Here is a 12483-nt window from a genome sequence, read left to right on the forward strand (position 1 = left end):
CGGGGGTTTTAAGCCGCTATTCTACAGTAATTACTGCTGAATCGGAAGAAAGATTTCTGGATTTTGCGGTTAATTTTATCTCTCCCGTTTCGCCCTTGTATGAACGTATTATTGCAAGACAGAGGCCGTTGAAGGCCTTCCTTCGGCTTGCCTGAAACGGTTCGTGGCTTGTTTGATCTCCGTTGCCCACAGCCGCAATCTCGCCGGGTCCTTCAATCTCAAAATAAACCATATTATCAGAACGGGGCACGAGTTTTCCAAGGTTATCAGTTATCTTAACTTTTACAAAGCTCAGATCGCTGCCGTCAGCTTTGATAGTTTTACTGCCTGCCTCAAGCTCAATCTTTGCCGGTTCGTTTGTGGTTGTTACAACCTCGGAAGCCCATTTCTTACCGTCTTTGTAGGCCACAGCTCTCAGCTCGCCTGCCTGATATTTTACTTCATCCCAAACCAGCCTGTACTGATATTCACCTTTCTTCTTTCTGCCAAGAGATGTTCCGTTGAGAAACAGCTCCGCCTCGTCGCCGGAGGTGTAAACGTGTACAGGGGTAATTTCGCCTTTTCTCTCAGGCCAGTTCCAGTGCGGGAGGATATGAACCATAGGCTTCTCCGGACGCCAGCGCGCCTGATAGATGTAGAAGCGGTCTTTCTTGAATCCGCAGAGATCCATTATCCCGAAATAAGAGCTTCTTGAAGGTGCTTTACCGCCAATCTCATCCATCTTCTGCTGCATAGCGATTTTTTCCTCTTCGCTCTGGAAGTTCAGCAGGTTGGTTTTGTCTTTGTTGTATGGGGTTGGCTCTCCTATATAATCGAAGCCCGTCCAGACGAATTCTCCAATACATTGCGGAACTCTGTCCTGCCCTTCAAATTCCAGATCAGGCCTGCTTGCCCAGCTTGGGGCATAAAGGTCGTATGAGCTTACATGAAACTGGAAAAAGCCCTGATCCTTTTTCTGCTTTACGGGGAAGAAGTATTCGCCCATCGAGCTTACACATGACGCTGATTCAGAGCTGAGGAAGGGCATATTGGGGTTTTCTTCTGCGAATTTTCCGTAGATGTGCGGCTTGTAGTTGAATCCTATGATATCGACAGTTTTCTGAAAGCCGTTAAATCCCGATTTCCATGAATTGCAGCCCACTGTTACTGGTCTTGTGGGGTCGAGCTCATGAAATATTCCCGTCAGTTTGCGGGAAACTTCTCTGCCTTCCTCTCCCTGACGCTGCTCTTTTACTTCATTCCCTGAGCTCCAGAATATCACAGAGGGGTGGTTTCTGTCTCTTCGGACAAGGTTAGTTACGTCTTTCTTATGCCATTCTTCGAAGAACCTGCCGTAGTCGTTTTCTGTCTTGCCTTCTTCCCAGCAGTCGAACGCCTCATCCATCACAAGAAAGCCCATCTCATCGCAAAGCTCCAGCAGTTCCGGCGAAGGCGGATTGTGGGCTGTTCTTATGGCGTTGCAGCCCATTTCCTGCAGGATTTCGAGCTTTCTCTCTATCGCTCTTTTGTGTATAGCTGCGCCAAGCGGTCCTAGGTCGTGATGCAGGCAGACGCCTTTAATCTCTACCGGCTCATTGTTTATCAAAAGCCCTTCGTCGGCGGTAAATTTCACCGATCTTATCCCAAACTTTGTTTCATATTTATCAACCGTCTCGCCGTTTTGCCGGATTTCTGTAATAAGTGTGTATAGGTCTGGGCTTTCAACGCTCCATAGATGCGGGTCGGTTACCGTAAGGCTCATCTCGGTTTTCTCGGTTTCGCCGGCTTGAGCTTTTATTTTCCTGCTTTCAGAGCATACAATTTCCCCGCTATCCGGTGCTGCTATCTGATGGGTTATTTCTGCCCCTGAGTCTTTGCCGGCGGCATTATTTACATCGGTCTTGATTTCAACAATCGCTTTATTTGTCTGCACGAGCGGTGTTGTTACAAATGTTCCCCATATATCAACGTGCACGGGTTCTGTTTTTATCAGATATGTGTGCCGGTAAATCCCGCCGCCCGGATACCATCTTGATGAATCGGGTTTGTTATCAAGACGCACTGCAACAACATTTTCTTCGCCGTAATTCAGGTGTTCTGTTATGTTGAAGTAGAAGGAGTTGTATCCGTAGGGCCAGCGTCCTGCATATTCCCCGTTCACCCAGACCTCCGTATCAGACATTGCCCCGTCAAACATAAGGTAGATCTCTTTGTGCTTATCTTCTTTGCTCAGCTTGAAGTCTTTTCTGTACCAGCCGATTCCTGCATAGGGGAGCTTCCCCGTACGGTTCGGCAGATCCATTCTGAACGGCCCTTCAATAGCCCAGTCGTGCGGGAGGTTCAGTTCTCTCCAGCCGTCGTCGCTGAAAGAGGGGTTTTCAAGTCCTTCAGGCTCAGCTTTGGTAGTTCCGTCCGGCATATTGCCGCACCTGAAAAAATTCCATCCTTGGTCGAAAGAAATTCTTTCTCTGCCGCCGAAAAGTGATACGCTTAGACAGAGTAAAACAGCGAATTGGATTTTTCTCATTTTATCTTCTCCAGTAATAATAATTTCTATTTAAACACTCACCTTATTATGTTCCTATACTACATTTTTTCCTGAAAAAATAAACCAAGATGGGATGGAAAGCGTAAATTTGTTAGAACTTATTAAAATGCCATTATTGACTCTCTTTGCTGTTTTGTTACAATGCCGACAGTTGTGTTATATGAGCTCCATTTATGAAGAAATCTTATTTACTTTTTGTTTTCTCAATTATATTTCTGGCAGGCTGCTCAAGCAGTAATGTCCTTAGGTCTTTTGATTCAAGGATTGTCTCAGGGGATTACGGCCGGGCATTGATGTATGCTGAATCCCGCGTTGAAGATAAATCAGACGCCTCAAAAAATGATGTTCTCTGGAATATGCAGGCCGGCACTGCTTCAAGAATAGTAGGGCTCTATGAAAAGAGCAGTGATTTTTTCAGCGAGGCAGAGGAAGATCTTAAGGAATTCAATCTGGAAAAAAACGAAGCAGCTAATCAGGCCGCTGCAGCTGCTGTAAATGATAACATCCTGCCTTACTACCCTATGAACTGCGAAGCTGTGATGCTGAACACCTATAAAGCCTTGAATATGCTTGCTTTGGGGCAGTGGGATAATGCGAGAATCGAATTCAACAGGGCGATTGAAAGGCAGAGAAGGGCAAAGAATTTTTTCGCCGAAAAGATTCAGGCCGCAAGAAATGATGCAAAGCAGGAAAGCCTTGCTCAGCGAAATCTCCAGAGAAACCAGCTCAAACAGGCCTTATACAGCAAATACCCATCTCTTAAAAATTTCGAGCCTTACGGCGATTATATAAACCCTTTCCTTTCGTATGCAGCGGGCATATACTTTAAGTATGACGGCGAGGATGACAAGGCTGAGTTTCTGCTGAAACAGGCAGCGGGGGCAGTGAGCGAGAGCAGATATGCAGTTTCAGACTTTGAGAACTTTCGAGCCGGCAAATCGTATAAAAGCCCGAGAGTTTGGATCTTTTTCGAAAACGGACTCGCAGCATACAAAGAAGAATTCCGAATAGATCTTCCGATAATGCTTGAATCCAGCGGAATAAATTACGTTGGCATCGCTCTTCCAAAACTTAAATACCGCTCTGCTCCTGTTGAGAGGCTAAAAGCCGCCGCAGGGGGAGATCTATACTTTACTGAGCCTTTCTGCAGCATGGACAGGGTGATACAGGCGGAATTCGGCAAAACCTACGCCGCAATTTTTACAAGAGCCGTGGTTTCTGCAACAATGAAAGCTGCTATGCAGTATGCGTTGTATAAAGAGGGCGGTTCCTGGCTTTCGCTTGCCGGTGCGGCCTACTCCTTCGCCACAACTTCAGCAGACTGCAGGAGCTGGTCTTCTCTTCCAAAGGAGTTTCAGGTGCTCAGAATGGAAAGGCCGGAAAACGGCGAGATCGTTTTTATGCCCGGAACAAAGAGAGAGAAGAAAGTTGAAGTTCCCCCGGAGAAAGACGCCTTGGTTTTCGTCAGGGCAGTCAGCAGCAGGGCGGAGCTTAGCTGTGAGATGATAGAATTAAATTAGATGTTTGATTTGGAGAATATTATGAGATTTTATTTATCAATTGCTGTTATGATGGTTATGTTTGCCGGCGGATGCGCTCAGCAGAATACAGACCCGCGCGTTCAGATGGGTGAGGGCGTTTCTCAAAGCAGTCCTGTTCTATCGCCCATCACAAAGGCTGTCAGCGATCTGATTGGTCAGGGGGTGAAGGTGGAAACTGTTACCGAATCGGTAAATTCCAACGGCTTCTATCAGGTGGATATTACCCTGAGTAACGAATCATACAAGACCAAACGTTTTCAGTACAAGTTTGAGTGGTTAGATGAAAGCGGTGCTCTTGTGCCTACGAAAACAAGCACTTGGCTTCCGTTCAGCATCAGCGGCAATTCCACTGCCACAATCAAAGGTGTTGCCCCACGGAGTGAGGCGAAAAATTTCCGAGTTGTAACAAGAGACAAATTTTAAACAGGAGCGTAAACGATGAAAAAAGCAATATGTTTAATAGCAGTTTCCTCATTTGTTCTGCTGGCAGGATGTACATCGCCAACAAGGAACATTGATGTGAGAAATGATGAAGGCAAGGCTGTTATGGCTTTGGACTACAGAGACTTTGATCAGGCTGCCAGCAGGATGGTTCAGGATATGGTGCAGAAAGGCGTTCTCACAAAGCCCGACGGCTCGAGGTATGTCGTAGCAACCGGTGATATAAAAAATGACACAACGCAGTATTTCGATACAGACCAGCTTATGGCCAAGATTGAATCTGAAATGCTCAATACGGGCAAGGTGGTTTTTACATCCGCTGTGAGCGGACGCAAGGAAGGCGCTACAGATAAGATGATCGAAGAAACCAGAAAACTCCGCGAATCCGACGAGTTCGATCAGTCAACTACGATAGACAAAGGCAGGCTCATAGCACCGGAGCTGAGCATTTCCGGGAAGATTATCCAGAGAAACATCTCGTACGACCAGAACACCCAGCAGGTTGAGTATTATTTCCAGCTTTCCCTTACAGATCTCACAACAGGAATGAGATACTGGCAGAATGAAGTGGTTCTCGGTAAGCGAGGAAGCAGCAAGTCAGTTTCATGGTAATTTAGGAGCATAAAATGAAACGAATTACAGCAGCTTTACTCATCGTCTCCGCCGCCTTGATGGCAGCAGGCGAGGGAGTTCAGAAGATACAAATAACTGCCGTAGAGGCTGAAGGCTATGGAGCAACCGAAAACGGTGCTTTGTATGATGCCTTGAGCAACGCGGTAAGCAAGGCAGGCGGGCTAAGCATAGAGCCCAAATTTACGCCTCGAAGCGGAGCCGATTATTCAAGGCCGCAGATTGAGCGGCGTTTTAACGGCTATATAAAGACCTATGAAATAATCGATTCCGGTCAGCAGAAGGTTCAGTTTACCGGCAAAGTTGAGAGGAGAAAATCGAGGCTCGAAGGCAGGGCTGAGCTTGAGATTCAGGAAGAAAAGGCGGGCGAGCTGGAAGTTGACGGCCAGTTAGATGATGAGTCGTCAAAATCCCGCTACATTATGCGTTTCTTTGTGAAGGTTCGTGCTGAGGTGTATCAGTACAAGCCTGCATTTGAAGAACCGAAAGACAAGAGGGTGCGGATTGTAGTGATGCCCTTTGATTCTGCGGCGGGCTCAAAAGATTATGCCGATAAGCTTCAGTCCCGCTTGATTGCAAAGCTCTCCAAAACAAACAATTTCAACGTATTAGACAGGCAGAACGCCGAAGATTTTGCCCGAGAGAGAAATATATGGCTCAGCGCTGATGGCGATATAGAGGAAAAGGCGAGGCTCGCAAACGTCCTCGGAGCTGATATGATGGTATCGGGCAGGCTGGAAAAGCACGAATATCAGGATGCTGTGAGAAATCAAAGTTCCCGAAGGCTCAAGCTCTACAAGCTCGAATCCGAGCTGAGCTGCAGCCTGATATCAGTGCCGGAAAGGTCGGTTAAGCTTTCCGATAATCTCGATATAACGCTAACGCCCTCTCAGATTAATGATCTTATCCCAAGAGATGTGCCCACAGATTTAGAGATGGATTTTGAGGAAGTTAATTCCTCAGTTGCTAATATGACTGCGGAGAAAATTGCAGCTAAAATCAGCAGCTATGTATATCCGCCTATGGTGGCGAAGGTGTCCGGAGAGGATATCTTTGTTAATCAGGGCAAAGGCGTCCTCAGAGATACAGATGTCCTGAAGGTTTACCGCTCAGGCGAGGAAGTTACAGACCCTCAAACAGGGCTGTCTTTAGGCTCTGCTGATAAACCAATAGCCCTTTTAGAGGTGGTTGAACCTATGGAAAGCCTCACGAGGTGCAGGGTAGTACGCGGTGAAGCCGGTGATATTGAGAAGGGTTTCCGCTGCAGGAAGCTTGAGCAGTCCAGAAAGAACAGAAAGCAAATCCAGCCTCGCACCATCAAAAATGATCTTGCAAAGCAGTCTTCAGGCGTTCAGCAGGATAAGATGCTCAAGGCAGATGTCTCTATAGAGCCCAAAACAATTGCTGTTCTTCCCCCGAGGGTGTTTTCTGATAAATACAGGCTTTACGACACCCTGATACCCTCTGATATTATGGCCTCACGCTTCAGCTCCTCGCTCACCTCTGCTTTGAGCAAAACCCAGAGATTTCAGGTGCTCGACAGGGCGTATGAAAGAGAATACGACCGTGAAATCGACCTTCTTATGAAACGCTCAACAGTAGATCAAATTATGGGAGCTGTGGATTCTGTGGAAGGAGCAGATTACCTGCTTGCAGGAAGCATAACCAATTTCTATCTCAAAAAGGAAAATATCGAGATACAAGCCGCCGGAATGGATTACGATAAATACAGCGCATTTTTCCGCTATGAATATAGGATCATTGAGCTGAAAACGAGGAAGATAAAATTTGCTGATTCTATGGACATCGCTTGGGATGACCGCAGCGTTAAGGATGTGGTTCCCGGTCTTACATACTCAGACCAACGCGACCTTGCGGAAAACAAGGCCATCGGCAGCCTCCTTGGCTCTGCGGCGTCTAAAGTTTGCAGCAAATTCATAGACCAGCTCTATCCCATTCAGGTTGTCGGTAAGGCCTCAGGCAGGGCGGCTGTAAATGCAGGTGAGGCAGTTCTTGCCCCGGGAACTGAGCTGAAGGTTTACTCCCGCGGCGAGGAAATGACAGATCCTTATTCCGGCAAATCGCTCGGGAGCTTTGAGAATCCTGCCGGCACGATCTACATAGACAAGGTGAATGCGAAGGTTTCCTATGGCAAGATCACTCAGGGTGATATCGCAGTGGGCAATATTTGCCGGCCGATAAAAGACCATCGCTACATTCACCACCCGAGGCCTCCCCGCGGAAGAAAACCGAATGTAGAGAAAAGCACAAGCGGGGGAGTGCGTCTCCCTTATGATAATTGATTTATGATTTTAGGGCTGCTGGCTGTTAGTCGGCGGCCTGTATTTTTATTCAGCAATATGAACGCATACAACTTATTTTTTCAACGGCTAAAAGATAATCTTCCGGAAGAATTAGTTTCTAAGGTCAGGCAGAAGTCTGATGCCGTATTCTCAGCTCCCTCCCACGGAGATTTTGACCGCTGGCTTGAGGCAGTTGAGGATATGCCGGATATTAGGCCTGAAAGCGTGGATTTCAGCGGGGATTTTGCAGCGGCAAATGCTAAGATTGCTGCTGAAGAACAGCTGAAAATCTCCCGCTCACTCAAGCAGCTCCACCCTTGGCGAAAAGGGCCTTTCGATATTTTCGGTGTACATATTGATGCCGAATGGAAGAGCTCGCTGAAATGGGAGAGAATAAAGGATAAAATCTCTTCCCTCAGCGGCCGGAAAGTGCTGGATGTTGGCTCGGGCAACGGGTATTACGGCTATCGTATGCTCGCCGGCGGGGCGGAGCTTGTCTTAGGATTAGACCCTACCCTCCTTTTCGTGGCTCAGTTCCTTGCTTTGAATAAGTATTTCGATTCAAGCAGGAATTTCGTCCTCCCTTTGGGGATTGATGATTTTCCTAAAGATTCAGAGGCTTTCGATACCGTCTTTTCTATGGGCGTATTGTACCACAGAAGAGATGCATTAGAGCACCTCAATTCTCTCGCCGGCCACCTGCGTAAAGGCGGAGAGGTGGTGCTGGAAACGCTGATTATTGATTCACGCGAAGATGTGATTTTCGCTCCGAAGGGCAGATACGCCAAAATGAGAAACGTATGGAATCTTGCTTCTCCCTCTGTGATTATGCGCTGGCTCGAAAATGCAGGGCTCAAGAACGTTTCCATGATAGATAAAACCCCCACAACTTCAAAAGAGCAGAGAAAAACCGACTGGATGAGCTTCGAATCGCTCGACGATTTTCTCGATCCGCAAGACAAAACCAAAACCATAGAAGGCCACCAAGCTCCTATAAGAGCAGCTTTTACAGCCTCAAAGTAATTTTATGCGGATATGAATAATTTTGAATTCGATTTTAATGGTGATGATGGCTCAGTTCTGACGGATCTCCTGACTTCGGCGGTTGTATTGCGGAAAACTCATCGAAAAGTGCGTTTTGAGGCTGTTACGGGTGGTGTTTTGGGCTGGCTTCCTTGTAGTGCCTAATTTTATTTTTATATTGACATAATATTTTTATTTCGTATAATCTGTGTTTATGTTTATACGAGTAAAAAAATCAAAAAACAGCCCAAAGAGATCTGTTCAGATTGTTGCGAGCTATCGCAACGAGAAGAATCAGCCTCGCCAGCGTATAGTACGTCATATGGGCACTGCCTTCACAGAAGAGGATGTTACCCGTCTCAAAGATCTCGCCGAATTCGAGAAGGCTAAACTTGAGGCGGAGATAACGCCGGCACTTTTCAAGCCTGAGCAGCTTGCAGAGGCTGCTATAGAAGCCCGCAAAAAGATCGATGATGAGCCTATAAACGTAAATCTGAAGGATATTAAGGAGCAGGCACGCATCACCACCGGCATCCATGAGGTGTTCGGAAGCATCTATGACGAGCTCGGATTTAACAATCTTTTTGATAAACGCAAAGAGGCTGCTCGCAGAAACCTTCGCCACATTACCATGGCAAGGCTTGCAAATCCGGTCAGTAAGCGAGGCAGTGTTCAGGATCTATCTAAAGACTTCGGCATCAGTCTCTCTCTTGACAGCGTTTACAGGATGATGGACAACATCACAGATGATATTATCAGCAAGGCTCAAAACCACGCTCACAAGGCTGCTAAAGGGCTTTTAGGCGAAGAGATAAACCTTCTGTTTTACGACTGCACCACCCTCTATTTTGAATCATTTACAGAAGATGAGCTCAAAAAGAACGGCTACAGCAAGGATATGAAGTTCAATCAGCCGCAGGTTGTGCTTGGCCTTCTCTCAACATCAGAGGGGCTTCCAGTTGGTTATGAGGTGTTCCCCGGCAATCAGTATGAAGGGCATACTCTGCACACTGTTATTCCTAAGATCAAAGAGAAATACAACCTCAAGCGTGTTATATTTACCGCAGACAGCGCAATGCTGAGCAAGGCTAATCTGGATTACCTTGAAGAGCAGAAAGTGGAATATATCGTAGCAGCGAGGCTAAAAAGCCTCACTGATCAATGGAAAGCAAAGATTACAGAATCCGTTGCTCCTCTCAGAAGCTTTGATTACGGCAAGAACAGAAGGCTAATTGTTACCTACAGCGACAAGCTCGCCAAAAAGAATAAACACGACAGGGACGAAGCTATAAGAAAACTTCGTGAGAAGCTTGAAAAGAGCAGTAACCCCAAATCCCTTATAAGCAACTACGGCTACAAGAAATTTATGCGAGTTACCGGCGAGGTAAACTGCGAGATAAATGAAGAGAAATATGCTCAGGCAGCGAAATTTGATGGCCTTCACGGCGTTATAACGAATGTTAAGGATATGGATGATTCGGCAGTAGTAGAGCATTACAAGCAGCTCTGGCTAATTGAGGAGTGCTTCAGGATCAGCAAGCACGAGCTGAAGATACGGCCGATATATCACTGGACACCGAAACGAATCAAAGCCCATATACTGATATGCTTTATCGCTCTAACCTGCGCGAGGAATCTGGCATACAGGGTTAGGCTAAGATTCGAGGCGATGTCTGTGGCAAGAATGGTAAATGCGCTAAACCACGTGCAGCTTAGCATCCTCTGGGATAAGAAAAGCGAATGCAAATATGTGCTGCCATCAAAGATTAACGAGGACGCAAGGAAACTCTACAAAACAGTTAATCTGAGCGCAGATACCACACCCTATAAGATGTAACACAGACCCTGAAAAAACTCAAAAAAACAGGGTTGTAGTGCCTGCGCAAAAAATCGAGTCCTTTATTGACAGGCACTTATGAAAATTTACCGCCGAAGTCAGGAAAAACCGACTGGATGAGCTTCGAATCGCTCGACGATTTTCTCGATCCGCAAGACAAAACCAAAACCATAGAAGGCCACCAAGCTCCTATAAGAGCAGCTTTTACAGCCTCAAAGTAATTTTATGCGGATATGAATAATTTTGAATTCGATTTTAATGGTGATGATGGCTCAGTTCTGACGGATCTTTGCCCGTATATTTTGCCGCAAGCGTTGGGAAAATAATATCGCTCAAACAGCAAGGCACAAGCACCGCCGCAAAAAGCACAATCAGAATACCTCCGTAATTCAGCAGAGTAAGCTCCTTGGCAGTATTCATCATTATATGCGCCGTTGATGCCCAAATGCTTATTAAAACGTGCACAAAGTGCGGTATTCGTGATGCCGAATGAGACAAAAATCCCAGAATGATTCCAAAAATCGCTGAGCCGTTCACCAGAAGCGGCTCTTCAATAAAGCCTATATGCACGCCTTTAGATTTGTGATTATGTTCAGTGTGCGCAGAGTGGTCTGCATCTTCGCTGTGATTACGGCTCTTCTCAGCAATGTTATGTTCGTGTTCATTATGGGCGTTTTGATGTGCATCTTGGCCGCTGCCTTCTTGGTGATGTTCATGGCCGTGTACGGGCACTGATATCCCCATCACTTCCTCACCCATAAACGGTATCACCGAATCGCTCAGAGTTGCTATGCCTATAGAGCCGATATATCCGGCCAGAAACACCTTCCAGAAGGAAGCCCTGAAGGTTTTGCTCTTAAATAAAAGCGTGGTAGCCCATGCCGATAGAATGATATGGCCGGGATGAAAAACCTTAAACAATCCGTGTCCGGAATCAGGGAAAATTTTATTAAACAAAATCATACACAGCAGACCAATAGCAGCCCCCCCGAAGGTGTATGGTGAGTGCTTGAGCAGTTCTTTTAATGTATCGTTTATTTTCTTTCTCATTTACTGCCTTTGTTTAATAAGTATATCTCAGGATACTTTAGCAATGTCCGTTTGTTCTCATAGCAATTATAACGTATTGATGTTTCGCCGTGAATATCTTTCTAATTTCAATGCCTTCATATTACATCAGCGCCAACCCGAATCAACAAATAAGCGCTAATAACTGCAAGTTTGCGCATACCTGAATTGGCAAATTAGCCTTTTCTTTTCAATAGGTTTGCAAGGTGCAATTTTCGTACCTTTCGGCACGGATTTTGCCGATTTATCTCAAAAACGCAAAATTGTTAATTCTTTTTGAAAGGAGAAATTTATGCCGATGTATGAGTACAGCTGCGAAGACTGCGGCAAGAAGTTTCAGTTTTTCCAAAAGTCTATTCGCTCAGAGAAGAAGCAGACCTGCCCGGAATGCGGCAGTTCCAAGGTAAGAAAGCTGATTTCAAGCTTTTCGGCAGTGAGCGATTCGGGCTCTTCGGATTCAGGAAGCTGCCCGACGGGTACGTGTCCGTTTTCATAAACAGTGCTAATCGAAAATATGTTTTAGACAGGAGTAATTATGCCGTGGGTAAATGAAGATATGTGCGTAGGCTGCGGGATCTGCGAGGCAGAGTGCCCCGTGGATGCGATTTCTGTGGTTAAGGGAGTTTCGGCGGAGATTGATGAGGCTGTATGTATTCGTTGCGGAAAGTGTCATGATGTATGCCCGAAAGAGGCCGTCCGGCACGACAGCGAGAAAATCCCTTTGCTGATTGAGGAAAATTTATCTGATGTTCAGCAGAAATTAAACCACTTTCAAACACTTCAGGATAAGAGCGATTTTTTCGAGAGGATTAAACGCTTTTACAGAATGAAGGCGAAAGTTGCTAATATGACGATCGAACGAATCGAGCAGATGCAGGACGAACAAACTTAAACGCCCTGCGGGCAAAAAAAAAGAACCGCTGAGCGGTTCTGTAAAAGCGGAGGAGGAGGGATTCGAACCCCCGGAACGTTTCCGTTCAACGGTTTTCAAAACCGCCACCTTCAGCCACTCGGTCACTCCTCCGTTAGAGTTTCCCTGAGCGAGAGAGGAATTATAAAAAAATGTGATTGGATATCAACCGTTTTTCACAAAATCTTCCAAACCTTAAAGCC

10 protein-coding genes, 1 tRNA gene and 1 pseudogene are annotated in these 12483 nt (G+C 46.1%); 9 read left to right on the plus strand and 3 right to left on the minus strand.

Annotated features, from left to right (window positions below; genetic code table 11):
- Positions 1–16: 16 nt before the first annotated feature.
- Entirely contained in the window at positions 17–2506 is a 2490-nt protein-coding gene (gene galB, locus STSP1_RS09945; RefSeq protein WP_085756194.1) for a beta-galactosidase GalB, read from the minus strand.
- 194 nt (positions 2507–2700) lie between these two features.
- Here galB and STSP1_RS09950 point away from each other — a divergent pair, with 194 nt between their 5' ends.
- From STSP1_RS09950 to STSP1_RS09980, 7 genes and pseudogenes are all read left to right on the plus strand, one after another.
- Positions 2701–4047 (plus strand): COG3014 family protein, encoded by a 1347-nt coding sequence (locus STSP1_RS09950; RefSeq protein ID WP_085756195.1) that lies wholly within the window; start codon positions 2701–2703, stop codon positions 4045–4047.
- Between the two features lie 21 nt (positions 4048–4068).
- Positions 4069–4491, plus strand: a complete 423-nt coding sequence (locus tag STSP1_RS09955) for a YcfL family putative periplasmic lipoprotein (protein WP_161491707.1) — start codon at positions 4069–4071, stop codon at positions 4489–4491.
- A 15-nt stretch (positions 4492–4506) separates the two neighbouring features.
- Positions 4507–5121, plus strand: a complete 615-nt coding sequence (lpoB, locus tag STSP1_RS09960) for a penicillin-binding protein activator LpoB (RefSeq protein WP_085756197.1) — start codon at positions 4507–4509, stop codon at positions 5119–5121.
- A 14-nt stretch (positions 5122–5135) separates the two neighbouring features.
- Positions 5136–7442, plus strand: a complete 2307-nt coding sequence (locus STSP1_RS09965) for a CsgG/HfaB family protein (RefSeq protein WP_085756198.1) — start codon at positions 5136–5138, stop codon at positions 7440–7442.
- Positions 7443–7499: 57 nt separating this feature from the next.
- Complete coding sequence (gene cmoB, locus STSP1_RS09970) at positions 7500–8465, plus strand: tRNA 5-methoxyuridine(34)/uridine 5-oxyacetic acid(34) synthase CmoB (protein WP_161491708.1); 966 nt, start codon at positions 7500–7502, stop codon at positions 8463–8465.
- Positions 8466–8679: 214 nt separating this feature from the next.
- On the plus strand, positions 8680–10302 hold the full coding sequence (locus tag STSP1_RS09975; RefSeq protein ID WP_085755470.1) for an IS1634 family transposase: 1623 nt from the start codon (positions 8680–8682) through the stop codon (positions 10300–10302).
- A gap of 107 nt (positions 10303–10409) precedes the next feature.
- A pseudogene (locus STSP1_RS09980) lies at positions 10410–10523 on the plus strand (DUF1698 domain-containing protein); the annotation flags it as partial.
- A gap of 34 nt (positions 10524–10557) precedes the next feature.
- Here STSP1_RS09980 and STSP1_RS09985 read toward each other — a convergent pair.
- On the minus strand, positions 10558–11352 hold the full coding sequence (locus STSP1_RS09985; protein WP_085756200.1) for a hypothetical protein: 795 nt from the start codon (positions 11350–11352) through the stop codon (positions 10558–10560).
- Between the two features lie 310 nt (positions 11353–11662).
- On the opposite strand from STSP1_RS09985, the gene STSP1_RS09990 reads away from it, so the two are divergent.
- Together STSP1_RS09990 and STSP1_RS09995 are read left to right on the plus strand one after the other, a co-directional pair.
- Positions 11663–11866, plus strand: coding sequence for an FmdB family zinc ribbon protein (locus STSP1_RS09990; protein WP_085756201.1), 204 nt, complete (start codon positions 11663–11665; stop codon positions 11864–11866).
- 39 nt (positions 11867–11905) lie between these two features.
- Complete coding sequence (locus tag STSP1_RS09995; protein WP_085756202.1) at positions 11906–12262, plus strand: DUF362 domain-containing protein; 357 nt, start codon at positions 11906–11908, stop codon at positions 12260–12262.
- A 47-nt stretch (positions 12263–12309) separates the two neighbouring features.
- On the opposite strand, the gene STSP1_RS10000 is transcribed toward STSP1_RS09995, so the two are convergent.
- Positions 12310–12394 (minus strand) — tRNA-Ser (locus STSP1_RS10000).
- Between the last annotated feature and the right edge of the window lie 89 nt (positions 12395–12483).

This window comes from Sedimentisphaera salicampi, from assembly GCF_002117005.1.
Classification (GTDB): domain Bacteria; phylum Planctomycetota; class Phycisphaerae; order Sedimentisphaerales; family Sedimentisphaeraceae; genus Sedimentisphaera; species Sedimentisphaera salicampi.